The following is a 25,056-nucleotide window of genomic DNA, read 5'->3' on the forward strand; positions in this document are numbered from 1 at the left end:
CCGGAGGGAGTCACTCCTCGGATAGCAGGAGCCCCTGCGAGCCGGGCGGGCCCGTCAGGAGCGGGGCGGCACTCACGCACGCCCCGCCAACAGATTAATCAAGACCGGGCGCGGAACGTCCAGAGCCTAGGACTCGCGAGCCGTGCGGGCCTCGGCGAGGGCGCGGAGGCTGCGGGCGTCGGTGACGGCCTGCTGCCTGCCGATGCCCGGCTGGATGCCCAGGGCGGGCAGGCTGGTGCCGTCGCTGAGGTTGAGGAACACCCACGGGTCGCCGGGGCGGAGGTTGACCTGCACGATCTCGGCCCACACCAGACGGCGGCTCGTCGCGATGTTGACGACGGTCACGCCGGACTCGTCGGCGACGACCTTGGGCCTGCTGAGCAGCACGAGCACGCCGAAGAGGAGCGCGCCGGTGAAGACGAAGCTGGTCCGCTCCCCCGGGCTGAGCTTGGGCAGCAGGAAGGCGATCACCGTGATCACCACGAAGATCGTGGCGCCCGCGGTGAGCAGGACGGCCCGGGTCCGCGTCGGCCGGAAGGTGACGGGCAGCGCGGGGAGGGCGGGGCTTTCGGACATGCGGCGGGTGCTCCTGCCGGGTCGGGGGCCGGTCAGAGGCGGCAGGCGTGGATGGCCGTGGTCAGGATGGCCCGGGCGCCGATGGCGTACAGGTCGTCCATGATCCGCTGGGCCTCCTTGGCGGGGACCATGGAGCGCACGGCCACCCAGCCTTCGTTGTGCAGCGGGGAGATGGTCGGCGACTCCAGGCCCGGGGTGAGGGCGACGGCCTGCTCCAGGTGCTCGGCGCGGCAGTCGTAGTCCATCATCACGTACGACCTGGCGACGAGGACGCCCTGGAGGCGGCGCAGGAACTGCTGCACCTTGGGGTCGTCGGTGTCGGCGCCGGTACGGCGGATGACGACCGCCTCGGACTTCATGATCGGGTCGCCGAAGACCTCCAGGCCGGCGTTGCGCAGGGAGGTGCCGGTCTCCACGACGTCCGCGATGACCTGGGCGACGCCCAGCTCGATGGCGGTCTCGACGGCGCCGTCCAGGTGGACGACGGAGGCGGCGACGCCCTGCTCGGCGAGGTGCTTGGCGACGATGCCCTCGTAGGAGGTCGCGACGGTCTTGCCCGCGAGGTCCTTGATGTCGCTCGCCGTGCCCGGCTTCGCGGCGAAGCGGAAGGTGGAGCGGGCGAAGCCGAGCGGCAGGATCGCCTCGGCGTCGGCGCCGGAGTCGATCAGCAGGTCCTCGCCGGTGATGCCGATGTCGAGCCGGCCCGCCGAGACGTAGATCGCGATGTCCTTGGGGCGCAGGTAGAAGAACTCGACCTCGTTGTCGGGGTCGACGAGGACGAGCTCCTTCGACTCCTTGCGCTGCTGGTAGCCGGCCTCATGGAGCATCGCCGACGCAGGTCCGGACAGTGAACCCTTGTTGGGGACGGCAATGCGCAGCATGAGGTCAGCTTCCTTGGTGTCGGTTGATGCGAATCGATTGATACGGGGATGAGTCGCCGGTGCGGCTCAGAGGTGGGCGTAGACGTCGTCGAGGGAGATGCCGCGGGCGACCATCATCACCTGCACGTGGTACAGGAGCTGCGAGATCTCCTCGGCGGCGGCTTCCTTGCCCTCGTACTCGGCGGCCATCCAGACCTCGGCGGCCTCCTCGACGACCTTCTTGCCGATGGCATGGACGCCCTTGTCGACCAGCTCGGCGGTGCGGGAGGTCGCGGGGTCGCCGTTGGCGGCCTTGTGCTGGAGCTCGGTGAAGAGCTCCTCGAAAGTCTTCTTGGACATGATGGTCGCCACTCTACGCGGCCGGGCGGTCCCCCTCAGCGCCAGGGTTCGGAGACGGTGCGCAGCGTGGTCGCGGTGGCCACGGCGGCGGTGACCGCTTCGTGGCCCTTGTCCTCGCGGGAGCCCTCGATGCCCGCGCGGTCCAGGGCCTGCTCCTCGGTGTCGCAGGTCAGCACGCCGAAGCCGATCGGGACTCCGGTGTCCACGGAGACCTGGGTGAGGCCCTGGGTGACGCCCTGGCACACGTACTCGAAGTGCGGGGTGCCGCCGCGGATGACGACGCCGAGCGCGACGATCGCGTCGTAGCCGCGCCCGGCGAGGACCTTGGCGACGACGGGCAGCTCGAAGCTGCCGGGCACGCGCAGCACCGTCGGCTCGCTGATGCCGAGTTCGTTCAGGGCGCGCAGGGCGCCGTCGACGAGGCCGTCCATGACCTTCTCGTGCCACTGCGCGGCGATCACCGCGACCCGCAGGTCGCCGCAGTTCTTCACGCTCAGTTCGGGTGCACCCTTGCCGCTCACGCGCTTCTCCTCTGACTCACGGGACGTACTGGATCTACTGGTTTCCGCAGGCGGACACTTCGGTGGCGTCCAGCCAGGGCAGGTCGTGCCCCATCCGGTCCCGCTTGGTGCGCAGGTACCGAAGATTGTGTTCGCCGGCCTCGACGGGCATGGGCTCGCGCCCGGTGACCTTCAGGCCGTGCCGCAGGACCGCGTCGGTCTTGTCGGGGTTGTTCGTCATCAGCCGGACACCGCGTACCCCGAGGTCGCGCAGAATCTGCGCGCCCGCGCCGTAGTCCCTGGCGTCGGCGGGCAGGCCGAGCTCCAGGTTGGCGTCGAGGGTGTCGCTGCCCTGTTCCTGGAGGGCGTACGCGCGCAGCTTGGAGAGCAGGCCGATGCCGCGTCCCTCGTGGCCGCGCAGATAGACCACGACGCCGCGCCCCTCTTCCGTGATGCGCCGCATGGACGCCTCCAGCTGCGGGCCGCAGTCGCAGCGCATGGAGTGGAAGACGTCGCCGGTGAGGCATTCGGAGTGGAGGCGGGCGAGGACGTCCTCGCCGTCGCCGATGTCGCCGTGGACGAGGGCGACGTGTTCGACGCCGTCGACGGTGGAGCGGTAGCCGTACGCCGTGAAGTCGCCGAAGGCGGTGGGCAGGCTGACCTCGGCCTCGCGGCGGACGGTGGGCTCCGAGGAGCGGCGGTAGGCGATGAGGTCCTCGATGGAGATGATCGTCAGGCCGTGCTTGCGGGCGAAGGGGACGAGCTCGGGCAGCCGGAGCATCTTCCCGTCCTCGCCCGCGATCTCCACGATGGCCCCGGCGGGGCGCAGTCCCGCGAGGCGGGCGAGGTCGACGGCGGCCTCGGTGTGGCCGTCGCGGGCGAGCACACCGCCGGACTTGGCGCGCAGCGGGAAGATGTGCCCGGGGCGCACGAAGTCGTCGGGCACGGCACCGCCGCTCGCCAGGAGCTGCAGCGTGGTGGCGCGGTCGGCGGCGGAGATGCCGGTGGTGACGCCGTGCGCGGCGGCCGCGTCGACGGAGACGGTGAAGGCGGTGCTCATCGACTCGGTGTTGTGCTCGACCATCTGCGGGAGCCGGAGCCGGTCGAGTTCGTCGGCCTCCATGGGCGCGCAGATCAGGCCGCGGCACTCGCTCATCATGAAGGCGACGATCTCGGGGGTGGCCTTCTCGGCGGCGACGACGAGGTCGCCCTCGTTCTCGCGGTCCTCGTCGTCGACGACCACGACGGGGCGGCCCGCCGCGATGTCGCGGACGGCCTGCTCGACGGGGTCGAGGGAGAGGTCCAGGGGGTCTTCGTTGCTGGCGGTGCTGTGCCAGACCGGTGCCACAGTCATGCCGGGGCTCCTTCCATGACGGGCTGCGAGGCGGCCGCGCGGGAGCGCAGCCACCAGTCGCGCATGCCCCAGAGGACGAGGGCGAGGTAGACGACGTAGACGAGTCCGGAGAAGGCGAGGCCGCTGCTGAAGGCGAGCGGCACGCCGACCACGTCGACGAGCAGCCAGGCGAACCAGAACTCGACGAGTCCGCGGGCCTGGGCGACCATCGCGGCGAGCGTGCCGACGAAGATGTACGCGTCGGGCCAGGGGTTCCAGGACAGCGAGGGGACGGCGCTGAACAGGGCGCCGACCGCGAGGGTGCCGACCGCGGTGCCCGCGAGCAGGATCCCCCGCTCCCGCCAGGTGGCGAACCGGATGGCGATGGAGCCGTCCTGCGCCTGCTGCCTGCCGCGGGTCCACTGCCGCCAGCCCCACAGCGCGACGCCGATGACGAGGAGCTGCTTGCCGACGCCGCCGGAGAGCTGCGCGGAGGCGTACGCGGCGACGAGGATGACGCCGGAGAGGAACTGGGCGGGCCAGGTCCATATGGAGCGCCGCCAGCCGAGCGCGAGGGCGATGAGGCCGACGGTGTTGCCGATCATGTCCGACCACAGGATGTGCTGGTCGAAGGCCGTGAAGGCTTCGGAGTTGAGCCAGTTCACTTGGTGGCCTCCTGAGCGGGCACTTGAACGCGGTCGCCGAGCAGGCGCTCGACGTACTTGGCGATGACGTCGACCTCGAGGTTGACCGGGTCGCCGGGCTGCTTGATGCCGAGCGTGGTCAGCGCGAGAGTGGTGGGGATGAGGCTGATGGTGAAGTGGTCGGGGCCCGCGTCGACCACGGTGAGGCTGACGCCGTCGACGGTGATGGAGCCCTTCTCGACGACGTAGCGGGAGAGGCCGGCGGGGAGCGAGACCTTGACGATCTCCCAGTTGTCGGACGGCTTGCGCTCGACGATCTCGCCGGTTCCGTCGACGTGGCCCTGCACGATGTGTCCGCCGAGGCGCGCGCCGACCGCGGTGGGGCGCTCCAGGTTGACGCGGGAGCCGACCGTGAGCGCGCCGAGGCTGGAGCGGTTCAGGGTCTCCGCCATGACGTCGGCGGTGAACTCGTCGCCCTCGTGCTCCACGACCGTCAGACAGACTCCGTTGACGGCGATGGAGTCGCCGTGCTTGGCGCCCTCGGTGACCACGGGGCCGCGCAGACGGAAGCGGGAGGCGTCGGGGAGGTTCTCGACGGCGGTGATCTCGCCCAGCTCTTCGACGATTCCGGTGAACACTTCAGTGCTCCTTCGCTACGAGGGTCGCGGTGATGCGCAGGTCGGGGCCGATACGGACGGTCTCGCTCACGTCGAGCCGCAACGCTTCGGTGATCGTGGTGATTCCGCCGCCGGTCAGGGCGGCGGGCCCGGCGCCGAGCAGGACGGGGGCCAGATAGCCGACGACCCGGTCGACGGCGCCGGCGGCGATGAAGGCGCCCGCGAGTGTCGGGCCGCCTTCGAGGAGGACGGACCGCACGCCACGCGCGTGGAGCACGTCCAGGAGGGTTTGGATGTCCAACCCGCCCTCCGTGCGCGGGAGCCGGACGGTGTCCACCGCGAGCTGCGGCTGTACGTCGTCGGCGACGGCGATCAGGGTGGGCGCCGCGTCGTCCAGGACGCGGGCGCCCGGCGTGACGGCGGTGCCGTTCGTGTCGACGACGACCCGCAGCGGCTGCACGCCGCCGTCGATGCCGCGGGCGGCGAGGTGCGGGTCGTCGGCGCGCTGGGTGCCGGAGCCGACGACGACGGCGTCGCACTCGGCGCGCAGCCGGTGCACGTCGGCACGGGATTCGGCGGAAGTGATCCAGCGGCTGGTGCCGTCGGCGGCGGCGATGCGGCCGTCGAGCGTGGCGGCGTACTTCCAGGTGACGTGGGGGCGGCCGAGGCGCACGGAGGTCAGCCAGGCGGCGTTGACCTCGGCGGCCTCGGGCTCCAACAGACCCTGCTCCACCGCGATCCCGGCCGCGCGCAGGGTGTGCGCGCCACCGGTCGCGGCAGGGTTGGGGTCGCCGACCGCGTAGACGACGCGGGCGATCCCGGCGTCGATGAGGGCCTGGGCGCAGGGTCCGGTGCGGCCGGTGTGGTTGCAGGGTTCGAGGGTGACGACGGCGGTGCCGCCACGGGCCCTGTCGCCCGCCGCGCGCAGGGCGTGGACCTCGGCGTGCGGGCCGCCGGCGCGCTGGTGCCAGCCCTCGCCGACGGGCTCGCCGGAGGCATCGAGGACGACGCAGCCGACGACGGGGTTGGGGCTGGTGGAGCCGAGGCCGCGGGCGGCCAGCGTGATGGCGCGCCGCATGGCGGCTGCTTCGGCTGTGGCGGTGGCCACCGGGTCCTCCTGCCTCTTCGGGCACGGACTCCGGGGCCTGTCGATGACGACAGAAAGGACGGACAACGACATCCAGGGAACGCCTGCGCCGGATGACACCTGTCCCCGGGAAAACCCAGGAACCGTCCCTGACCGAGGCCAGGAACAAGCCATTACGGCGGCGTGCATGGATGCCCGCCCGCCGCGCACTGCCTCCCATCCGGACTTTCACCGTCGGTCCAGGAATTTCACCTGGTCAACCGGCCACTGGAGGTGGCCGGGTCGCGGACTGTAACCGCCGGTTCGGAATTACACCGACCCCGGAGTGCGCTGCTTCTGGTACGAGGCCAGTGTGCCATGGCTGGTTGCGGGCCATACGGGTGACTCACTGTGGGCTGGCTCACAACATCACCGTTCAACATCATGTTCAACCAACTTGGTCCAGACCTATTGACGCACTGGTCTAGTCCTCTTAATCTCTGCGTCACCTCCGAGGAGCCGGAGCCGACGGTGTGCGCACACCGGGGCCCCAGAACGATTCACATCTGTGCCAGTTGTGTTGTTCCGCCCCGTCTCTGCCCCGCACCCGCGTGCCGACCGCCCCCAGGAGGTCCCCTTGCCGTCCCTCATCCGCGCGAGACCCACGCTGCTCGCGTCCGGCGCGGCCGTCGCCGGCCTGCTGATCAGCCTCGTCTCCGGCGGGGCCACCCCGGCCGCGGCCGCCGACGACGCGTCCTGCCGCCCCGACGGCCTCTACAAGACGCCCGGCGTCGACGTGCCCTACTGCTCCGTCTACGACAGCGAGGGCCGCGAGAAGATGGGCGCCGACCACCAGCGGCGCGTCATCGGCTACTTCACGGGCTGGCGCACCGGCAAGAACGGTGAGCCCGCCTACCTCGCCTCGGACATCCCCTGGGAGAAGGTCACCCACATCAACTACGCCTTCGGGCACGTCGACAAGGGCAACAAGCTCTCCGTCGGCTCCGACAGCGACACGAACCCCGCCACCGGCATGACCTGGCCGGGCGTCGCGGGCGCCGAGATGGACCCGGCGCTGCCCTACAAGGGCCACTTCAACCAGCTCAACAAGTTCAAGAAGAAGCACCCGAACGTCAAGACGCTCATATCGGTGGGCGGCTGGGCGGAGACCGGCGGCTACTTCGGGGACGACGGCAAGCGCGTGAACTCCGGCGGCTTCTACTCGATGGCCACCAACGCCGACGGCTCGGTGAACCACGCCGGCATCGACACGTTCGCGGACTCGGCGGTCGCCTTCATAAAGAAGTACGGCTTCAACGGCGTCGACATCGACTACGAGTACCCGACCACGATGAAGGACGCGGGCAACCCGCTCGACTACTCCATCTCCAACGCCCGGCGCGGCGGCCTCGTCAAGGGCTACGCGGCGCTGATGAAGTCCCTGCGCGAGAAGCTCGACAAGGCGGGCGCGGCCGACGGCAAGCACTACATGCTGACCGTGGCGGCCCCCTCCTCCGGCTATCTGCTGCGCGGCATGGAGACCTTCCAGGTCCAGAAGTACCTGGACTACGTCAACATCATGTCGTACGACCTGCACGGCGCCTGGAACGAGTACGTCGGCCCGAACGCCGCGCTCTTCGACGACGGCAAGGACGCGGAGCTGGCGGCGGCGAACGTCTACGGAAGCCAGCAGTACGGCGGCATCGGCTATCTGAACACCGACTGGGCCTACCACTACTTCCGCGGCTCGATGCCCGCCGGGCGCATCAACATCGGCCTGCCGTACTACACCCGCGGCCACAAGAACGTGCAGGGCGGCACCGACGGACTGTGGGGCAAGGCCGCGGCCACCAGCTGTCCGGCAGGATCCGGCCTGACCAAGTGCGGTGACGGCGCCGTCGGCATCGACAACCTCTGGCACGACAAGGACGACAACGGCAAGGAGTCCCCCGCGGGCTCCAACCCGATGTGGCACGCCAAGAACCTGGAGAAGGGGATCGTCGGCGACTACGTCACCAAGTACGGCTTCCCCGCCGACACCAGGCTCACCGGCACCTACGCCCGCAAGTACAGCTCCTCGCTGGTCGCGCCCTGGCTGTGGAACGCGGACAAGAAGGTCTTCCTGTCCACAGAGGACGAGGAGTCGGTGGCGAAGAAGGCCGACTACGTGGTCGACCGGGGCATCGGCGGCACGATGGTCTGGGAGATGGCCGGCGACTACGACTGGAACGCGGCCAAGGGCCAGTACGAGATCGGCGACACGCTGACCTCGCTGATGTACGACAAGTTCAAGGCCGCGAAGCCGTACGGCGCGAAGGTCTCGAACAAGGAGCTGCCCACCAAGGCCGTCGACATCGGCGTGGACTTCGGGGACTTCAAGCTGGGCGACTCGAACTACCCGATCACGCCCAAGGTGAAGATCACCAACAACACGAAGACGGCACTGCCGGGCGGCACGGAGTTCCAGTTCGACTACTCCACCGCAGCCCCTGGCAACGCCTCCGACCAGTCCGGTTTCGGTACGAAGGTGATCAGCAGCGACCACACGGGCAGCAACGCCGGCGGCCTGAAGGGCGACTTCCACCGGGTCTCGCTGAAGCTCCCGGCCTGGCAGTCGCTCGCGCCCGGCGCCTCCGTGGACCTGTCCTTCAACTACTACCTGCCGGTCTCCACGCCGTGGAACTGGACGGTGAACATCAGCGGCACGACGTACGCGCTCGCCGGTGACCTGGCGCGCGGCACCACGCTCGTCGAGCCGGGCGGCGGCACCGGACCGACCGACCCGCCGGGCCCGACGGACCCGCCGACGCCGGGCAAGTGCACGGCGCCCGCGTGGAGTTCGTCCGCCGAGTACGGCAGCGGGACCAGCGTGTCCCACAAGTCCCACACGTGGAAGGCCAAGTGGTGGACGAAGGGCGATGAGCCCGGCGCCGGCGGCCAGTGGGGCGTTTGGCAGGATCTCGGCGCCTGCTGACCGTCGTGCGTGCTCACGCCCGTGGGATTTGGCACCCTATGGGCGTGAGCACCGCAGCGGCACTGGCCGAGGAGTTCGAGTCCCACCGCCCCCGGATGTTCGGCCTGGCCTACCGCATACTCGGCTCCGCGCAGGAGGCGGAGGACGCCGTTCAGGACGCGTATCTGCGCTGGAGCGGCGCCCGGCGCGAGGACATCGCGCAACCGGCCGCCTGGCTGGCCAAGACCGTCACGAACCTCTGTCTGACCAGGCTCACCTCGGCCCGCGCCCGGCGCGAGCAGTACGTGGGGACCTGGCTGCCGGAGCCGGTGATCACCTCCGGCGGCACTCTCGGACCGCTGGAGTCGGCCGAGCAGCGCGAGGCGGTGTCGATGGCGCTGCTCGTCCTCCTGGAGCGGCTCACGCCCAAGGAGCGTGCCGTGTACGTGCTGCGGGAGGCGTTCGCGTACAGCCACCAGGAGATCGCCCGCGTCCTGGACGCCAGCGAGGCCAACTGCCGCCAGCTCTACCGCAGGGCGGTACGGGCGGTCGCCGACGCGCGGTCCCGCTTCGAGCCGGGGCACGAGCTGCGGCAGCGGTTCGTGGAGTCGTTCGTCGCGGCGGCCCGCGAGGGCGATGTCGCGCGCCTGGAGAAGATACTGGCCAGGGACGTGACGTGGTGGGGCGACGGCGGCGGCAAGGCCGCCGCGACCCGCACCCCCGTCCTCGGGCGCGACAACGTACTGCGCTTCCTGCTCGGCGTCATGACGGACTTCGCGGCCGACGAGGTGTCGTACGCCGAGGTCAACGGCGCCCCCGCGCTGGTCGTGCGCGCGGCGGGACACCTGACGGCCGTCGCCGCGTTCGAAGGGGGCGACGGGGTGGTCACCGGGGTGCGCTCGGTCGTCAACCCGGACAAGCTGGGGTTCGTGGAACGCCAGCTGGCCGCCGCCTGACGGCAAAGGAGCGCCCCCTCCCCCGCCTCAGTGCCCCGGCGGCGGTCCGAACAGCTCGTCCTGCGCCGCGTCCCGCGCGGCGAGCAGCGCGCCGCGCAGCACCGCGGCGCCGCCGAGCGTGCTCGCGCGGACCTCGGTGCGCAGGGGCGACATGGCGGTGACGCGGTCCTCGACACGGGCGGCGAGCGGGGCGCCGCCCGCCCGGCCCACCTCGCCGCCCAGGACGACACAGCCGGGGTCGAGGATCGCCGCCATCGCGGCCGCGCCGACGGCGATCCGGTCGGCGACGGCGTCCAGGAAGGCGTCCTCACCGGCCCCGACCGCGTGCCGCACCAGGTCGGCGGCCGACATACCGGGGTCCAGGAGGCCGTGCGCCGCGCCGAGTTCGCACAGGGCGGCGGCGCAGGCCAGCGAGTGGAAGCCGCCCTCGCAGCCGGTGGCCGACGGCAGGGAGCCCGTGCCGGGCACCGGCAGGAAGCCGATCTCGCCGGTGCCGCCCGAGGCGCCCCTGCGCAGCACGCCGTCGAGCACGACGGCGGCGCCGACGCCGTCGCCGAGCCAGAGCAGCACGAAGGTGTCCCGGTCGTGCGCGGCGCCGTCGCGGCGCTCGGCGCGGGCCGCGAGGTTGGTCTCGTTCTCCACGAGGACGCGGGCGCCGAGCCGGTCGTGGAGGCTCCCGGCGAGCCGGCGGTGCCAGACGGGCAGCGAGGTCGTGTCGTGCAGGTCGCCGGTGGCGGGGTCGATGAGGCCGGGGGCGCCGATGCCGACGGTGTGCAGCCGCTGGACGCCGCCCTCGCGCGCCGTGCGCCCCACGAGGTCGAGGACGCCCCCGAGGGCGGTCTCCGTGTCGCCGCCGACGGGCGCGGAGGCCTCGGCGAGCACCGCGCCGAGCAGATCGGTGACGACGACGGAGACGCTCTCGGTGCGCACATCGAGGGCGGCGAGGTGGGCCCGGTCTGCGACTATGCCGTAGAGCCGGGCGTTCGGACCGCGCCGCTGGGCACCCGCCTCCCCGACGACGGTGATGAGCCCGGAGCCCTGGAGCCGCTCGACGAGGTCGGCCACCGAGGGCCTCGACAGACCGGTGAGCTGCTTCAGCTGGTTCGCGGTCAGGGGCCCTTCGCGCTGCAGGAGCCCCAGGGCGAGCCGGTCGTTGATGGCCCGGGCGGTCCTCGGTGAGGCAGGCGAGACAGGCATGTCCGGGATCCTCCCACAGAAAGTCTTCTATTTATCAGGCAGGGTTCCTGATAGTTTACGTCGCCGTATCGGTGCGGCACTCGGGAGGGGCGGAACGTCATGAGTGAAGTGGTCTACGACAAGCGCCGGTTGAAGCGGGCACGGCTCGCCGTGGCGGCCGTCTTCTGCGCGCACGGCGCGGTCGCGGGTTCCTTCGCGACCCGGGTGCCCTGGATCCAGGAGCACGCCGACGTCAGCGCGGGCATGCTCGGCCTCGCGCTGGCCTTCCCCGCGATCGGCGCCTCCGTCGCGATGCCGCTCGCGAGCCGGATCAGCCACCGCTTCGGCTCCAGGCCCGCGCTGCGCGGCCTCCTCGCCCTGTGGACGCTGGCCCTGATCCTGCCGTCGCTGGCGCCGAACCTGCTGACGCTCTGTCTGGCGCTCTTCGTGTACGGCGCCACTTCCGGCATGTCGGACGTGGTGATGAACGCCCTCGGTGTCGAGACCGAGACCCGCATGCGGAAGTCGATCATGTCGGGCCTGCACGGCATGTGGAGCGTCGGCGCCCTGATCGGTTCGGCGGCCGGCACCGTCGCCGCCCACCTGGGCTCCGACGCCCGTCTGCACCACGCCCTCGCCGCCGCCGCGCTCACCGCGCTCGGCCTCGTGGCCTGCCAGGGCGTGCTCGACGTACAGGCGGAACCGGAGGAGGAGGCGCCGCCGCGGTTCTCGCTGCCGCCCAAGTCGGCGCTGCTCATCGGCGCCGTCGGGTTCTGCGCGGTCTTCGCGGAGGGCGCGAGCCTGGACTGGTCGGCGGTCTATCTGCGGGACGTCCTGGACACGTCGGCCGGTGTCGCCGCCGCGTCGACCACCGGCTTCACACTCACCATGGCGATCGCGCGGCTCGCGGGCGACGCCGTGGTCGACCGGTTCGGCGCGGTGCGCACGGTGCGGGCGGGCGGCGTCCTCGCGGTGCTCGGCGGGCTGCTCGTGGTGCTGGCGTCGCATCCGGTCATGGCCATGGGCGGCTTCGCGCTGCTCGGTCTCGGCATCGCGGTCGTGGTGCCGCTCGCCTTCGCCGCCGCCGGGCGCAGCGGCCCGAACCCGAGCCAGGCCATCGCGGGCGTCGCCACCATCACGTACACCTCGGGCCTGGTCGCCCCCTCGGCGATCGGCGGCCTCGCGGACGCCACGAGCCTGGTGACCTCCTTCGGCCTGGTGACGCTGCTCGCCTTCGGCCTGGTGCTCTTCGCGGGCGTGCTGCGCACGGACGGCCGCAAGGCGGCCGGGGCCGGCAGCCCGCAACCCACCGGAGAGAAGTCGCACTGACGTCGCACTAACATGGCGTCGATCATTTCGGGCCACGCACCACTGGAAGACGAACCACTGGAACGGCCCGGCCCGGCGCACAGAAAGCGACACTCACCATGGATCTCGGCGTGCGCTGGAAACTCCACGGCGACGGCCGCACCCCCGCCCCCGGCGCCGTCGTCCGGCCCGACGAGCGCCTCTCCTGGCCCCGCACGTTCGGGCTCGGGGCGCAGCACGTGGTGGCCATGTTCGGGGCGTCTTTCGTAGCACCCATCCTCATGGGTCTCGATCCGAATCTGGCCATCATGATGTCGGGCGTCGCGACCGTCATCTTCCTGCTCGCCACTCGCGGCCGGGTGCCCAGCTATCTGGGCTGCTCGCTCTCCTTCGTGGGCGTCGCCGCCGTCATCCGGGCGCAGGGCGGCTCCAGCGCGACGGTGACCGGCGCGGTCTTCGTCGTCGGCGCCGCGCTGTTCCTGGTGGGCCTCGCGGTGCAGAAGTTCGGGGCGCGGATCATCCACGCCGCGATGCCGCCCATCGTGACGGGCGCGGTCGTCATGCTGATCGGCTTCAATCTGGCGCCGGTCACCGCGTCGACGTACTGGCCGCAGGACCAGTGGACGGCGCTCCTGGTGATGCTGTTCACCGGGTTGGCCGTGGTGTGCCTGCGCGGCTTCTGGTCGCGCGTCGCGATCTTCCTCGGCCTGGTCTTCGGATACGGCATCTCCTGGGCCTTCGACCGGATCTTCGGCAGGATCCACTCGGCGGACGCCTCGGGGAAGGTCGTCGACCACTGGCGTCTCGACCTGTCCGCCGTGGGCAAGGCCGACTGGATCGGCCTGCCGTCCTTCCACGCGCCGAGCTTCGAGTGGTCGGCGATCCTGGTGGCGCTGCCCGTCGTCATCGCGCTCATCGCGGAGAACGCGGGCCATGTGAAGGCCGTCGGCGAGATGACCGGCGACAACCTCGACGACAAGCTCGGCACGGCGATCTCCGCCGACGGCGCCGCCTCCGTGCTCTCCACCGCGGTCGGCGGCCCGCCCAACACGACGTACTCCGAGAACATCGGCGTGATGGCCGCGACCCGCGTCTACTCCACGGCCGCGTACTGGGCCGCCGCGTGCTTCGCCCTGCTCTTCGGGCTCTGTCCCAAGTTCGGCGCCGTCGTGGCCGCGATCCCCGGCGGCGTGCTCGGCGGCATCACCGTCATCCTGTACGGCATGATCGGTCTGCTCGGCGCCCAGATCTGGATCAACGCCAAGGTCGACCTGCGCAATCCGCTGAACCTCGTGCCGGCCGCGGCGGGCATCATCATCGGCGTCGGCGGCGTCTCCCTGAAGATCAGCGACAACTTCGAGCTCAGCGGCATCGCGCTCGGCACGATCGTCGTCATCACGGGCTACCACGTGCTGCGCGCCTTCGCCCCCGACCACCTCAAGTCGCAGGAACCGCTGCTGGATTCGGGCACGTCGACGTACGACAAAGAAGAACGTTAATCGGTTGGACGTGGTGTGTGACGCCTGATTAAGGTGCGCACCATGTCCAGCCCCGAGTCCGACAGACTCCCGCCACCGGTCGTCCGGTGGCTTCTCGCACCGCCGCGCTGACGCGCCCGCGGCACCACCACCGGATCACCGCTCCCGTGTCCTGATCGTCTCGATCGATCCACACCGTGGTTGCGGAGTCTTGCTGTGCCCTTTGCCCTTTACCTCCTCGGACTCGCCGTGTTCGCGCAAGGCACCTCCGAGTTCATGCTGTCGGGACTGGTCGCCGACATCGCCGCGGACCTGGATGTCTCCATCCCGTCCGCGGGCCATCTGACCTCGGCGTTCGCCGTGGGAATGATCGTCGGCGCGCCGCTGATGGCCGTCCTGAGCCGCCGCTTCTCCCGCCGGAGCGCGCTGCTCGTCTTTCTGATCACCTTCCTGCTCGTCCATGTCGTCGGCGCGCTCACCATTAGCTTCGCCGTGCTGCTCGTGACGCGCGTCGTGGGAGCCCTCGCCAACGCCGGATTCCTCGCGGTCGCCCTGGTGACCGCGACGGACATGGTCGAGCCGAACGCCAAGGGGCGCGCGACCTCCGCGCTGCTCGGCGGCGTCACCCTCGCCTGTGTCGCGGGCGTGCCCGCGGGCGCGCTGCTCGGCGAGGTGTGGGGGTGGCGCTCGGCGTTCTGGGCCGTGGCCCTGATCTCCCTGCCCGCCGTCCTCGCCATCGCGCGGGCCGTGCCCGCCGGCGCGCCGGACGCCGCGGGGCCGAGCGCGCTCGGTGAGCTGCGCGCGCTGCGCCGCCCGCGGCTCCTGGTGACGCTGCTGCTCGGCGCGCTGGTGAACGGCGCGACGTTCTGTTCGTTCACCTACCTCGCCCCGCTGGTCACCGATGTGACCGGCGTCGGCTCCGGCTGGGTGCCCGTGCTGCTCGCGCTGTTCGGCATCGGCTCCTTCGTCGGTGTCACCGTGGGCGGTCGCGTCGCCGACGCACGGCCCGTGCCGCTCCTGGTGTGCGGTTCGCTCGCGCTGCTCGCTGGCTGGATCCTCTTCGCGGTGACCGCCGCGCACCCGGTGGCGGCGGTCGTGCTGGTCCTCGTCCAGGGCGCGCTGTCGTTCGGCGTCGGGTCCACGCTCATCTCGCAGGCGCTGTACGCGGCGACCGACGCGCCGCACCTGTCGGGCGGGTTCGCCACGGCCGCGTTCAACGTGGGTGCCGCCCTCGGCCCGTGGCTCGGCGGCCTCGCGATCTCCGCGGGGTTCGGCTACCGCTCGCCGCTCTGGCTCAGCGCGCTCCTGGTGGCGGTGGCCCTGGTCGTCGGGGCCGTGGCGGCCGGCCTGAGCCGTCAGGCCCCGCGCGGTGGCCGTTCCCTCGTTTCGGGGAAGCGGCCGGTGCGCTGACGCCCGGGCGCGCCCGGGACTGGGACCCTGCCCCCATGGCGCAGCTGGAGCGGTTCGCAGAGTTCGGGGCACCGGCCCGTGGGGACGACGACGTCGACGCCGTGGCGGCACGGATGCGTGCGCTCGGCGCCGACTGGCCGCCGCGCGACGGGGTCGCCGTCTTCAACCGCGTCTATCTGTCGGTGACCGAGGAGGTCGGCCGGTGCCTCGACGGCGGCGCGTTCCCCGACGCCCGCGCCGCGCGGACGCTGGCCGTCCGCTTCGCCGGACGCTATCTGGCGGCCGTCGACGCGGCGGCCGACGGGCATCTGGACGGGCACCGCCCGCCCGCCTGCTGGCGGCCGCTGTTCCAGTACCGCAGGCATCCGGGCGTCAGTCCGCTGCAGTTCGCGCTCGCGGGCATCAACGCGCACATCGGGCACGATCTGGCGCTCGCCCTCGTGGACAGCTGTCGCGCGCTGGGGTGTGAACCGGCCGATCTGGAGGACGAGTTCGACCGCGTGGGCGATGTCCTCGCGTCCCTGGAGGAGCGCATTCGCGAAGAGCTGATGCCCGGCCCCGATCTGCTCCAGGTCGGCGATCCGCTGACGCATCTGGCCGGTTCCTGGAGCCTGGAGCGCGCCAGGGACGGCGCGTGGGCGTCGGCGCGGGCCTTGTGGGCGCTGCGTGAACTGCCCGCTGTCGCCGAGGAGTTCGTGGAGCGGCTCGATGGTGCGGTCGGGTTGGTGGGACGCATCCTGTTGACGCCCCTTCCGGACTGAGGTCGTTGTACGTTGAATGCACTGACCCCCGACGCGAAGGAGCACCGGAATGGCGACGCGACTCGGACTGAGTCTTCCGCAGGGCCGGCAGTACACCATCGGGCGTGACGTCCCCGCGGTCGCCCAGGCCGCCGAGGACATCGGCTACGAAAGCCTCTGGGTCTACGAGCGCGTCCTCTACCCCGAGCCCGCCACCCAGGGTCTCTACGGAATACCGGGCCGCCCCTGGCCCGACTCGTACCGCTCGGTCGCCGACCCTCTGATCACCCTGACGCTCGCCGCCGCGGCCACGGAGCGCGTCCGCCTCGGCACCAGCGTGCTCGTCGCCCCGCTGCACATCCCGTTCCAACTCGCCCGCGCGCTGGCCTCGTTGGACGCGGCGAGCGGCGGCCGGGTCGTCGCGGGCCTGGGCACGGGCTGGTCCCACGACGAGTACGCGGCCGCCTCGGTCGCCCCGTTCGAGCGGCGCGGCAGGGTCCTGGACGAGCTGATCGACGTCTGCCACGCGGTCTGGGGCCCGGACCCGGTGGCGTACGAAGGGGAGCTGACCACCATCGCGCCCTCCGTGGTGGGCCCCAAGCCCGCGGGTCCGATCCCGATCCTGCTGCCTGCCAACAGCCCGCGGGCGCTGCGCAGGCTGGTGGACCGCGCCGACGGCTGGATGCCGGTGGCGACGGGCGCCGACGCACTCGCCGAGCAGTGGGCCACGGTGCGCGAAGCGGCCTCGGAGCGGGGCCGCGAGCGGCCGGTCCAGAGCGTGCTGCGGGCCAACACGCGCTACTCGCGCAAGGCGTACGACGGCCCGGACCGCGCCCCGTTCCGCGGCAACGTCGAGCAGATCGTCGAGGACCTAGCGGCACACGCGGCGGTGGGCGTCGACGAAATCCTGATCGACCTCGCAGGCTCGGCACGAGACGCCCAGGAACTCAAGGATTTGGCCGCCCAGGTGTACGAGGAGGCACGGGCGGCCGGGCTATAGGGCAGGCCCGGGGCCCAGCCCCAGGGCATGCCCTAGGGGCGCGGGGAACTGCGCGACCAGCCACAACGGCCCGGCAGCTTCCCACGCGCCCCACCCCCAACGGCGCTATCAGTCCTCAGGCAACTCGACGGGCGCGATCTCCTCGTACACATCCCCGGGACCGGGATTCGTGTCGTCGGTCGCCCCACCGAAGTGGTGCATCACGCCCCACACCGCGTTGAGCGCGGTCTGAATCGCCCCTTCGGCCCACCCGGCCGTCCAGGAGATGTCGTCCCCGGCAAGGAAGATGCCCCGCTTGTCCTCGGGCAGCGACTCCTGCATGAAGTGGGTGAACAGCCGCCGCTGGTAGCGGTAGTGACCCGGCAGGTTCGCCTTGAACGCGCCCATGAAGTAGGGCTCGTTCTCCCAGGACACGGTCACCGGGTTGCCGATGATGTGCTTGCGGATGTCGACCTTCGGGTAGATCTCGCCGAGCGACTTGAGCATGACCTCCATGCGCTCGTTCGCCGACAGCGGCAGCCACTTCAGGCTGTCGTCGCACCAGGTGTACGAGAGGCAGATGACGGCGGGCTTGTCCGGCCCGTCGTCGAGCAGATAGGTACCGCGCGTCATCCGGTCGGTGAGCGTCATCGACATGACGTCACGCCCGGTCTCCTCGTCCTTGTCCAGCCAGAACGGCCGGTCGACGGGCACGAAGAGCTTCGAGCTCTCCATGTAGTGGGTGCGCTCCATCGCCGTCCAGTGGTCGATGGGGAAGAGCGAGTCGTCGCACTCGATCTTCGAGAGCAGCATCCAGGACTGGGCGGTGAAGATCGCCGCCTGGTAGGTGCGGATGTCACCGGAGGCGTCCGTGACGGTGATCCGGTTGCCGGCGGTGCGGTTCAGGCGCGTGACGGCCGGCTTGGGGGTGCCCTCGTGCAGCGAGGACAGCGACGTGCCCGGCGCCCAGTGCACGATCTTCTGCGGCTCGCGCTCCCACAGGCGCAGCGGCAGCTGCTGGCTGCCGCCGACGATGCCGCGGTGGTGGTCGTCGGCCTCGGTGTAGACGACGCGCAGGATCTCCAGGATGGAGTTCGGGAAGTCGGTGTCCCAGCCGCCCGTGCCGAAGCCGACCTGGCCGAAGATCTCGCGGTGCCGGAAGGACTTGAAGGCCTCGGAGTCGCAGAGGAAGCCGTAGAAGGTCTGGTTGTCGAGCTTCTCGACGAGCTTCGACCAGATCTCGCGGATCTTCGGCACGTCGCGCTCGCGCAGGGCGCGGTTCATGTCGGAGAAGTCCGCGCCCTCCTCCAGGCAGTCGGCCCACGCCTTGGCGACGTCGCGGTAGACCTGCGGCAGGTCCGCCACGGTCTCGGCGTAGTGCGACTCGCCCTTGAGGTCCACGACCGTGGAGGGCGTCGCCTCGGCGAGCGGGTTGGGGAACGCCCTGGTCTTCAGGCCGACCAGGTCGATGTAGTGCTGCAGGGCCGTCGACGACGGCGGGAAGCGCATCGCGCCCATCTCGGCGGTGAGGTCGCCGTCACAGCCCTCGAAACCCACCGTCCGCAGCCGGCCGCCGATCTGGTCGGCCTCGTACACGACGGGCTTGAGGCCCATCTTCATCAGCTCGTACGCGGCGACGATGCCGGAGAGACCGCCGCCGATGACGGCGACCTCGGTGCCGTGCTCGGTCGCGGGTATCTGGCCGAGGCCCGCCGGGTGGGCGAGGAAGTCGTCGTAGGCGTAGGGGAAGTCCGGACCGAACATGGTGATCGGCGGCTGCGCGTCGGTGTGCTGGATGGCGGTGGGCACCGTGGACGTCATGGGGTACGGACTCCTTGCACGGAACTGAAAGACAGGTGAGGGGGGCGCGGGCCGGGGTGCGGGCTCGGCGCGGTCAGACGAGGGACGCGTACAGGCCGGGCCGCCGGTCGCGCAGGTAGGGGTTGGTCGCGCGGGAGGCGCTCAGGAACTCCGGGTCGACGTCACCGAAGACCAGCTCCTCGCCGCGGCCGGCGCGGGCCCGCGCCACGCCGTCGGGACCGGCCAGCGTGGAGAGACCGACGAACTCGAACTCCCCCTCGGGCCCGACGCGGTTGACGTACGCGACGTACATCTGGTTCTCGAAGGCGCGCACCGGCACGACGGACTCGGCGACGAACTGGAAGGGGTGCATCTGCGCGGTGGGGACGACGAGGAGGTCGGTGCCGGCGAGCGCGTGCGCGCGGACGTTCTCCGGGAACTCCACGTCGTAGCAGATCATCAGGCCGACCCGGACGCCGCCCAGCTCGGCCTGCACGACGGTCTGTTCACCGGGGGTGAAGGCGTCGCGCTCGAAGCCGCCGAAGAGGTGGGTCTTGCGGTAGTTCGCGAGGCGGACCCCGTCCGGGCCGACCAGCTGGACGGAGTTGTAGACGACATCGCCCTCGCGCTCCGGATACCCGTAGGCGACGCCGACCTCGTGACGCGCCGCGATCCCGGCGACGGCCTTCGCGGACTCCCCGTCGACGGGCTCGGCCAGCCGGGCGATGTCGTCACCGATCGCGTACCCGGTGAGGAACAGCTCGGGCGCGATGAGCAGCCCGGCACCCGCCGCGGCGGCGCGGGCCGCCGCACCGTCCAGTGCCGCGAGGTTCTCGGCGACGGATCCAAGCTGCCCGGAGCTCTGGAGCAGGGCGGTGCGCAGCGCAGGCATGGCGGAACCTCAAAGGGTACGAAGGGGAAGGCGGGATCGATAAGACGGTACGGTCGTCAACCACCCCCGGACAAGCTCAGACCGTTGCGCCCAGCCACACGATCCGTTGCGCATACACACCCCGACCCAGCGATTCATTGCGCCCGACCCAGGGGCGCGGGGAACTGCGCAAAACCCACACTCGACCCGCAGCCGAAGACTTACGCCGGCGACCCCGAAGAAAACCTCCGCATAAGCGGCGAAAGCACAAGCACAGACTTCGTCCGCTCCACGAACGGCTCCCCCGCGATCCGCTCGAGCACCCGCTCAAAGTGCCGCATATCAGCAGCGAAGACCTGGACGATCGCGTCCGCGTCCCCCGTGACGGTGGACGCGGACGAGATCTCCGGATACCGCTCGAGCCCCCGCTGAATCGCCTCCGGCGAGGTATTCCGGCGACAGTAGATCTCGATGAACCCCTCGGTCTCCCACCCGAGCGCCGCGGGGTCCACCCGCACCGTGAAGCCGGTGATGGCGCCCGTGGCCCGCAGCCGGTCCACGCGCCGCTTCACGGCGGGCGCGGAGAGTCCGACCAGCTGGCCGATGTCGGCGTAGGAACGGCGGGCGTCCTCGGCGAGGGCGTGCACGATGCGTTCGTCGAGATCGTTCAGTCGCACGGGGGGTGGATCACTTCTCTGCTGTGGCCAATCGGGAGCGGCTCATGCCGTACAGGAAGTAGAACACGAGGCCGACGGCCATCCAGACACCGAAGACCGTCCAGGTGGTGGAGTCGAGGCTGAACATGTTGTACGCGCAGAAGCCGAAGCCGAGGACCGGGAAGAGCCAGCCGAGCGGCACCCGGAAGGTGCGGGGCATGTCCGGACGGGTCCGGCGCAGCACGACCACGGCGATGTTGACCAGGCCGAAGGCGAAGAGCGTGCCGATGCTGGTGGCGTCGACGAGCTTGCCGAGCGGGATGACGGAGGCGAGCGCGCCGCAGAAGAGCGACACGATGACCGTGTTCACGCGCGGCGTGCCGGTCTTCTTGCTGACCTTGCCGAACACCTTGGGGACGAGGCCGTCGCGGGACATGGCGAAGAGCACGCGGGTCTGGCCGTACAGCACGGTGAGGACGACGGACGCGATGGAGATGACGGCGCCCGCGGCGAGCGTCGTGCCCCAGAAGCTCTGGCCGCTGACGTCGTTCATGATCGCGGCGAGCGTGGCCTCGGAGCCCTCGAAGTCCTTCCAGTTCCAGGCACCGACGGCGACGGCGGCGACCAGGACGTAGAGCGCCGTGACGATGATCAGCGAGAGCATGATCGCGCGGGGCAGGTCGCGCTGCGGGTTCTTGGCCTCCTCACCTGCGGTGGAGGCGGCGTCGAAGCCGATGTACGAGAAGAAGAGGCTCGCGGCGGCGGCGCTGACGCCTGCCGTGCCGAGCGGCATGAAGTCCTCGTAGTTGCCGGACTTGAAGCCCATGAAGCCGATGGTGCAGAAGAGCACGAGCGCGGCGATCTTCACGATGACCATGATCGTGTTGGCCGTCGCCGACTCCTTGGCGCCGCCGAGCAGGAAGACCATGGCGAGCAGCACGACAATCAGGCCGGGCAGGTTGATGATCGCGCCGTCGACCTCGCCGGGCGCCGCGGAGAGCGCGTCGGGGATGGTGACGCCGATCGTGCCGTCGAGAAGTTCGTTGAGGTACTCGCCCCAGCCGACCGCGACGGCGGCCACGGACACGCCGTACTCCAGGACCAGGCACCAGCCGCACACCCAGGCGATGAGTTCGCCCATCGTTGCGTACGCGTACGAGTAGGAGGAGCCGGCGACCGGGATGGTGCCCGCCAGTTCGGCGTACGAGAGGGCCGAGAAGAGGGCGGTGAGGCCGGCGATCACGAAGGAGACGGTGACGGCGGGGCCGGCCTTGGGGACGCTCTCGCCGAGGACGACGAAGATGCCGGTGCCGAGCGTGGCACCGATGCTGATCATGGTCAGCTGCCACATGCCGAGGGAGCGCCTGAGCGAGCCTCCCTCACCCTGGCCACCCTCCTGGACCAGGGCTTCGACCGGCTTGCGGCGCATGAGCCGGCTGCCGAGGCCGGGGGTGCCCTTGGGGCGTGGGCGGTTCTGCGGGGGTGCGCCTTGGTCGAGCACGCGCTGGCTCCTTCATCGCTGCCGGTCAGGGCGGCGAGGACCTCGGGGGGAGTCGCGCCGGGCGACGGGAACCACCGAGCAGGCAGTCCCCGCCACACCACGTTCAGGGCCTGACTCTAGAGTCCATGGTTCCCGACCGTAATGCAGCAACCTTGCGTACCGGCGGATGATCATTGCGCACTTCCGTCATATACGTCTCATCGTTGCGCCGTCCGTTTCGTCCGTTGCGTTCCACGCCTTCCCGAGCGCTGTTGACACTTCGTCAGATCTGCCGCATCGTGCACGCCTCTCGCCCGAGACGGAGGCACGGCATGGACCTCGACGTCCTGTACGAGATCGACGTACCGAAACCGTGGGACGGGCCCCACCCGCACGGTCAGCGCGCCGCCGAGCAGCGCGCCTACCTCGAGGCCGTCGAGCAGATCCGGCTCGCCGACCGGATGGGCTTCCGCACCGTGTGGGCGGTCGAGCACCACTTCCGCGAGGGCCGCTCGCACTGCCCCGCGCCGGAGGTCCTGCTCGGCCACCTCGCGGCGCTGACCGAGCGCATCCGCCTCGGCTTCGGCGTCACGCTCACCCCCTTCGGCTTCACGCCGCCGCAGCGGATCGCGGAGAAGGTCGCGGCGGTGGACGTGCTCTCCGAGGGCCGCGTGGAGTGGGGCACGGGCCGCTCGACCCCCATGGAGCAGACGGCCTTCGGCGTCGACAGGGAGCGGTCGCGCGCCGACTGGCGCGAGGCGATCGAGATCGTCGCGGGCATGTGGCGCGAGGAGTACTTCGCGTACGAGTCGGAGCGCTTCAGCTTCCCCCGGCGGATGGTCACTCCGAAGCCGGTGCAGGATCCGCACCCGCCGTGCTGGATGGCCGCCACGTCGCCCGGCTCGGCGGAGGTCGCGGGCGCGGCGGGCCTCGGGCTGCTCTCCTTCTCGATCATGCAGCCGCTGGAGGCGATGGCGCGCCAGGTCGCGGCGTACCGGAGCGCGGCGCGCACCCCGTCGCCGATCACGGACGTCACCACGGACCGCGTCGCCGCGTACACCCTCGTGCACGCGGCGGACCGGCCGTCCAAGCGCGTCTGGGACTCGGTCGCCTGGTGGTACCGCAACCTCGCCCAGTTCACGCTCGACTGGGAGCTGCCGCACCTGACCCCCGAGGAGCGCGAGCGGACCTTCCCGTTCCTCACGCCGATCATCGAGGGCAGCGTGCCCGTCGAGGAGTTCGACGCCGGGGACATGATCCTCATCGGCGACGCGGAGACCATCGTCCGCAAGGCCAAGCGCTACGCCGATCTCGGCATCGACCAGCTCATCTGCTACGTCCAGTGGGGCTATCTGGAACACCGCGAGATCCTGCGGACGATCGAGATCCTCGGCAAGGAAGTCATCCCGGAGCTCGCGTCGTACGTGCCGAGGGGAACGCCCGCATGACGGAGCCCCTGGACACCTCCCCCGTCCCCGACTACGCCGCCCTGCACCGCCTGGACGGCCGCGCCTTCGTCCTGCTGGGCGCGGGCAACGGCATCGGCCGTCAGACGGCGCACGCGCTCACGGCGGCGGGCGCGCGGGTGCTGTGCGTCGACGTCGACAAGGCGCGGGCGGAGGCGGTGGCCGCCGAGACGGGCGGCGTCCCGTACGTCGCCGACGTGACCCGGCGCGAGGAGGTGCGGGACCTCTTCGCGCACGCGCGCCGGGAGTGGGGGCCGGTCGGCGGTGTCGTCGACATCGTCGGCATGGCCCGCTACGCGCCCCTGGCCGACCTGGACGACGAGGGGTGGGACTGGCACTTCTCGATGGTCCTGCGGCACGCCTGGCTGGCCGTGCGGTACGGCGGCGAGGCCCTCGCCGACGGGGGCGGCGGCGCGATGGTCTTCGTGGCGTCGGTGTCGGGGCTGACGGCGGCGCCCCTGCACGCCGCGTACGGCGCGGCCAAGGCGGGCCTGGTCTCCCTGGTCCGCTCGGCGGCGGTGGAGTACGGCCCGCGCGGCGTGCGGGTGAACGCGGTGGCGCCCGGCGTCGTGTGGACCCCACGCGTGGCCGCCCTGGTCGGCGACGAGGGGCGCGAGCGCAACGCCCGGAACGCGCCGCTCGGCCGCGTCGCCGAGACCTCGGACATCGCGTCTGCCCTGCTGTTCCTCGCCTCGCCGCTCTCGTCGTACGTCACCGGGCAGACGCTCGTAGTGGACGGCGGGGTCGGCGTGAAGTTCCCGTACCCGACGATCGGCGGCGCGCGGTGAAGGAGTTCGTGCGGGGCGCGCCCTGGTGGACCGAGGACGGCCGGGTGGTGCGCGCCGACCCGGCCGACCGGGAGCGGCTGCCCTGCGACACATGGGACCGTGCGGGCCTGCCCGCCGGGGTGCGCCTGGAGTTCACGGCGCGCGGAGTGAGCGCCGTGGAGATCGCGTACACCGCGTCGCCCGCCACGGGAGCGGACGCGCACCGCGCCGCGCCCGCGCTGTTCACACTCCTCGCCGGCGAGGAGGCCATCGACACACCCGCCTCCCCGGGCGAGCACCGGACACTGATCCAACTCCCCACCCCAGACGGAGAGTTCACCCTGCACCTGCCGGAAACCCTGCGGCCCGTCCTGCACGGGGTGCGCCCGGTGGACGGCACCCTGACGCCCGCCGCCCGCCGGCCGCGCTGGCTCGTCCACGGCGACTCCGTCACGGAGGGCTGGTCGGCCTCACGGCCCCACCTCGCGTGGCCCGCGCTCGCGGGCCGGGCCCTCGGCGTGGAGACGGTGAACCTCGGCTACGCGGGCGCGGCACGCGGAGAACTGGCGACGGCCGCGCAACTCGCCTCGCTGGACGCCGACTTGATCACCCTCGCCTTCGGCACCAACTGTTGGTCACGGGTGCCGCATTCGGCGAGGCTGCTGTACGAGACGCTGCGGGCGTTCCTGGATCTGGTGCGCCGGGGCCACCCGAGCACCCCCGTCCTGGTCGTCTCCCCCGTGATCCGCCCCGACGCCGAGGCGGTGCCGAACGTGCTCGGCGCCACGCTCCGTGACCTGCGGACCGCCGTGGAGCGTGCCGCCCTGGACGCGGGGACCGAGCTGCTGCCCGGCGGTGCGCTGCTGGACGCCGGACACCTGGTGGACGGAGTGCATCCGGGCGACGCGGGCCACCGCGTCCTCGCGGAGGCGGTGGCGTCGGCGGTGCGGAAGTTCTATGACACGGGCTCTCACTGAGCGTTTCGCCCTGTCTGATGGCACTATGGGGAGGTTTGTGGAGGCTGTCCGACTGACGCTGAAGTGAGAGGCGAGCCATCAGT

The 25,056-nt window shown here is 71.2% G+C and carries 23 protein-coding genes and 1 riboswitch; of the genes, 10 read left to right on the forward strand and 13 right to left on the reverse strand.

The features are described from left to right. Window positions 1-126: 126 nt before the first annotated feature. The 8 genes from ACZ56E_RS39965 to ribD all read right to left on the reverse strand — a co-directional run bounded on the left by ACZ56E_RS39965 (window position 127) and on the right by ribD (window position 5,968). Window positions 127-576: a PH domain-containing protein gene (locus ACZ56E_RS39965; RefSeq protein WP_471221889.1), complete on the reverse strand. Its 450-nt coding sequence runs from the start codon at window positions 574-576 to the stop codon at window positions 127-129. Between the two features lie 32 nt (window positions 577-608). After that, window positions 609-1,457 carry an ATP phosphoribosyltransferase gene (gene hisG / locus ACZ56E_RS39970; protein ID WP_398312276.1) on the reverse strand — a complete coding sequence of 283 codons (849 nt, stop codon included), beginning with the start codon at window positions 1,455-1,457 and terminating at the stop codon, window positions 609-611. Window positions 1,458-1,523: 66 nt separating this feature from the next. Then, window positions 1,524-1,796 carry a phosphoribosyl-ATP diphosphatase gene (locus ACZ56E_RS39975; protein WP_030951748.1) on the reverse strand — a complete coding sequence of 91 codons (273 nt, stop codon included), beginning with the start codon at window positions 1,794-1,796 and terminating at the stop codon, window positions 1,524-1,526. Window positions 1,797-1,831: 35 nt separating this feature from the next. Next, window positions 1,832-2,317, reverse strand: a complete 486-nt coding sequence (ribH, locus tag ACZ56E_RS39980) for a 6,7-dimethyl-8-ribityllumazine synthase (RefSeq protein WP_362994831.1) — start codon at window positions 2,315-2,317, stop codon at window positions 1,832-1,834. Window positions 2,318-2,351: 34 nt separating this feature from the next. After that, the gene (locus ACZ56E_RS39985) at window positions 2,352-3,650 is read right to left on the reverse strand and encodes a bifunctional 3,4-dihydroxy-2-butanone-4-phosphate synthase/GTP cyclohydrolase II (protein WP_471221890.1); all 1,299 of its coding nucleotides are present in this window, start codon (window positions 3,648-3,650) and stop codon (window positions 2,352-2,354) included. Continuing rightward, window positions 3,647-4,234, reverse strand: a complete 588-nt coding sequence (locus ACZ56E_RS39990) for a nicotinamide mononucleotide transporter family protein (RefSeq protein ID WP_468613065.1) — start codon at window positions 4,232-4,234, stop codon at window positions 3,647-3,649. Before ACZ56E_RS39990 ends, ACZ56E_RS39985 begins: the two co-directional genes overlap by 4 nt. Before the next feature lie 56 nt (window positions 4,235-4,290). Next, entirely contained in the window at window positions 4,291-4,911 is a 621-nt protein-coding gene (locus ACZ56E_RS39995; protein ID WP_398312267.1) for a riboflavin synthase, read from the reverse strand. A 1-nt stretch (window position 4,912) separates the two neighbouring features. Continuing rightward, the gene (gene ribD, locus ACZ56E_RS40000; protein ID WP_471221908.1) at window positions 4,913-5,968 is read right to left on the reverse strand and encodes a bifunctional diaminohydroxyphosphoribosylaminopyrimidine deaminase/5-amino-6-(5-phosphoribosylamino)uracil reductase RibD; all 1,056 of its coding nucleotides are present in this window, start codon (window positions 5,966-5,968) and stop codon (window positions 4,913-4,915) included. Between the two features lie 211 nt (window positions 5,969-6,179). Further along, a riboswitch (FMN riboswitch) is annotated at window positions 6,180-6,310 on the reverse strand. Window positions 6,311-6,593: 283 nt separating this feature from the next. Here ribD and ACZ56E_RS40005 point away from each other — a divergent pair. Both ACZ56E_RS40005 and ACZ56E_RS40010 read left to right on the forward strand, forming a co-directional pair. After that, the gene (locus tag ACZ56E_RS40005) at window positions 6,594-8,930 is read left to right on the forward strand and encodes a chitinase C-terminal domain-containing protein (RefSeq protein ID WP_471221891.1); all 2,337 of its coding nucleotides are present in this window, start codon (window positions 6,594-6,596) and stop codon (window positions 8,928-8,930) included. A 44-nt stretch (window positions 8,931-8,974) separates the two neighbouring features. Beyond that, complete coding sequence (locus tag ACZ56E_RS40010; RefSeq protein ID WP_471221892.1) at window positions 8,975-9,865, forward strand: RNA polymerase sigma-70 factor; 891 nt, start codon at window positions 8,975-8,977, stop codon at window positions 9,863-9,865. Between the two features lie 27 nt (window positions 9,866-9,892). Here ACZ56E_RS40010 and ACZ56E_RS40015 read toward each other — a convergent pair whose 3' ends face one another. After that, on the reverse strand, window positions 9,893-11,062 hold the full coding sequence (locus ACZ56E_RS40015) for an ROK family transcriptional regulator (RefSeq protein ID WP_471221893.1): 1,170 nt from the start codon (window positions 11,060-11,062) through the stop codon (window positions 9,893-9,895). A 99-nt stretch (window positions 11,063-11,161) separates the two neighbouring features. On the opposite strand from ACZ56E_RS40015, the gene ACZ56E_RS40020 reads away from it, so the two are divergent. The 5 genes from ACZ56E_RS40020 (at window position 11,162) to ACZ56E_RS40040 (ending at window position 16,977) form a co-directional block, all read left to right on the forward strand. Further along, entirely contained in the window at window positions 11,162-12,370 is a 1,209-nt protein-coding gene (locus tag ACZ56E_RS40020; RefSeq protein ID WP_471221894.1) for an MFS transporter, read from the forward strand. 98 nt (window positions 12,371-12,468) lie between these two features. Beyond that, window positions 12,469-13,848 (forward strand): uracil-xanthine permease family protein, encoded by a 1,380-nt coding sequence (locus ACZ56E_RS40025; RefSeq protein WP_471221895.1) that lies wholly within the window; start codon window positions 12,469-12,471, stop codon window positions 13,846-13,848. Between the two features lie 195 nt (window positions 13,849-14,043). Beyond that, window positions 14,044-15,237 carry a Cmx/CmrA family chloramphenicol efflux MFS transporter gene (locus tag ACZ56E_RS40030; RefSeq protein ID WP_471221896.1) on the forward strand — a complete coding sequence of 398 codons (1,194 nt, stop codon included), beginning with the start codon at window positions 14,044-14,046 and terminating at the stop codon, window positions 15,235-15,237. Window positions 15,238-15,272: 35 nt separating this feature from the next. Then, a complete protein-coding gene (locus tag ACZ56E_RS40035; RefSeq protein WP_471221897.1) occupies window positions 15,273-15,998 on the forward strand; it encodes a DUF5995 family protein in 726 nt (241 codons plus the stop codon). Between the two features lie 49 nt (window positions 15,999-16,047). Further along, window positions 16,048-16,977: an LLM class F420-dependent oxidoreductase gene (locus ACZ56E_RS40040; protein ID WP_471221898.1), complete on the forward strand. Its 930-nt coding sequence runs from the start codon at window positions 16,048-16,050 to the stop codon at window positions 16,975-16,977. Between the two features lie 108 nt (window positions 16,978-17,085). Here ACZ56E_RS40040 and ACZ56E_RS40045 read toward each other — a convergent pair whose 3' ends face one another. The 4 genes from ACZ56E_RS40045 to ACZ56E_RS40060 form a co-directional block, all read right to left on the reverse strand. After that, window positions 17,086-18,777, reverse strand: a complete 1,692-nt coding sequence (locus ACZ56E_RS40045) for a flavin monoamine oxidase family protein (RefSeq protein ID WP_471221899.1) — start codon at window positions 18,775-18,777, stop codon at window positions 17,086-17,088. Between the two features lie 73 nt (window positions 18,778-18,850). Next, complete coding sequence (locus tag ACZ56E_RS40050; protein ID WP_471221900.1) at window positions 18,851-19,648, reverse strand: carbon-nitrogen hydrolase family protein; 798 nt, start codon at window positions 19,646-19,648, stop codon at window positions 18,851-18,853. 200 nt (window positions 19,649-19,848) lie between these two features. Beyond that, window positions 19,849-20,304, reverse strand: a complete 456-nt coding sequence (locus ACZ56E_RS40055) for an Lrp/AsnC family transcriptional regulator (protein ID WP_268770070.1) — start codon at window positions 20,302-20,304, stop codon at window positions 19,849-19,851. Between the two features lie 10 nt (window positions 20,305-20,314). Beyond that, complete coding sequence (locus ACZ56E_RS40060) at window positions 20,315-21,784, reverse strand: amino acid permease (protein ID WP_471221901.1); 1,470 nt, start codon at window positions 21,782-21,784, stop codon at window positions 20,315-20,317. Between the two features lie 311 nt (window positions 21,785-22,095). Between ACZ56E_RS40060 and ACZ56E_RS40065 the strand changes: the two genes are divergently transcribed. Genes ACZ56E_RS40065 through ACZ56E_RS40075 form a run of 3 tightly spaced genes read left to right on the forward strand, consistent with a single transcriptional unit; the run spans window position 22,096 to window position 24,973 of the window. Continuing rightward, complete coding sequence (locus ACZ56E_RS40065) at window positions 22,096-23,211, forward strand: LLM class flavin-dependent oxidoreductase (protein ID WP_471221902.1); 1,116 nt, start codon at window positions 22,096-22,098, stop codon at window positions 23,209-23,211. Then, on the forward strand, window positions 23,208-24,017 hold the full coding sequence (locus ACZ56E_RS40070) for an SDR family NAD(P)-dependent oxidoreductase (RefSeq protein ID WP_471221903.1): 810 nt from the start codon (window positions 23,208-23,210) through the stop codon (window positions 24,015-24,017). The genes ACZ56E_RS40065 and ACZ56E_RS40070 overlap by 4 nt, the downstream gene beginning before the upstream one ends. After that, window positions 24,014-24,973, forward strand: coding sequence for a GDSL-type esterase/lipase family protein (locus tag ACZ56E_RS40075; protein ID WP_471221904.1), 960 nt, complete (start codon window positions 24,014-24,016; stop codon window positions 24,971-24,973). Before ACZ56E_RS40070 ends, ACZ56E_RS40075 begins: the two co-directional genes overlap by 4 nt. Window positions 24,974-25,056: the final 83 nt, after the last annotated feature.

This window comes from Streptomyces sp. NPDC039480, from assembly GCF_055597165.1.

Excerpts from the sequence above, each read along its gene's own strand:
- ACZ56E_RS39965 (WP_471221889.1), bottom strand. The coding sequence starts at position 576 with ATGTCCGAAAGCCCCGCCCTCCCCGCGCTGCCCGTCACCTTCCGGCCG.
- hisG (WP_398312276.1), bottom strand. The coding sequence starts at position 1,457 with ATGCTGCGCATTGCCGTCCCCAACAAGGGTTCACTGTCCGGACCTGCG.
- ACZ56E_RS39975 (WP_030951748.1), bottom strand. The coding sequence starts at position 1,796 with ATGTCCAAGAAGACTTTCGAGGAGCTCTTCACCGAGCTCCAGCACAAG.
- ACZ56E_RS39985 (WP_471221890.1), bottom strand. The coding sequence starts at position 3,650 with ATGACTGTGGCACCGGTCTGGCACAGCACCGCCAGCAACGAAGACCCC.
- ACZ56E_RS39990 (WP_468613065.1), bottom strand. The coding sequence starts at position 4,234 with ATGATCGGCAACACCGTCGGCCTCATCGCCCTCGCGCTCGGCTGGCGG.
- ribD (WP_471221908.1), bottom strand. The coding sequence starts at position 5,968 with ATGCGGCGCGCCATCACGCTGGCCGCCCGCGGCCTCGGCTCCACCAGC.
- ACZ56E_RS40015 (WP_471221893.1), bottom strand. The coding sequence starts at position 11,062 with ATGCCTGTCTCGCCTGCCTCACCGAGGACCGCCCGGGCCATCAACGAC.
- ACZ56E_RS40020 (WP_471221894.1), top strand. The coding sequence starts at position 11,162 with ATGAGTGAAGTGGTCTACGACAAGCGCCGGTTGAAGCGGGCACGGCTC.
- ACZ56E_RS40025 (WP_471221895.1), top strand. The coding sequence starts at position 12,469 with ATGGATCTCGGCGTGCGCTGGAAACTCCACGGCGACGGCCGCACCCCC.
- ACZ56E_RS40035 (WP_471221897.1), top strand. The coding sequence starts at position 15,273 with ATGGCGCAGCTGGAGCGGTTCGCAGAGTTCGGGGCACCGGCCCGTGGG.
- ACZ56E_RS40040 (WP_471221898.1), top strand. The coding sequence starts at position 16,048 with ATGGCGACGCGACTCGGACTGAGTCTTCCGCAGGGCCGGCAGTACACC.
- ACZ56E_RS40045 (WP_471221899.1), bottom strand. The coding sequence starts at position 18,777 with ATGACGTCCACGGTGCCCACCGCCATCCAGCACACCGACGCGCAGCCG.
- ACZ56E_RS40050 (WP_471221900.1), bottom strand. The coding sequence starts at position 19,648 with ATGCCTGCGCTGCGCACCGCCCTGCTCCAGAGCTCCGGGCAGCTTGGA.
- ACZ56E_RS40065 (WP_471221902.1), top strand. The coding sequence starts at position 22,096 with ATGGACCTCGACGTCCTGTACGAGATCGACGTACCGAAACCGTGGGAC.
- ACZ56E_RS40070 (WP_471221903.1), top strand. The coding sequence starts at position 23,208 with ATGACGGAGCCCCTGGACACCTCCCCCGTCCCCGACTACGCCGCCCTG.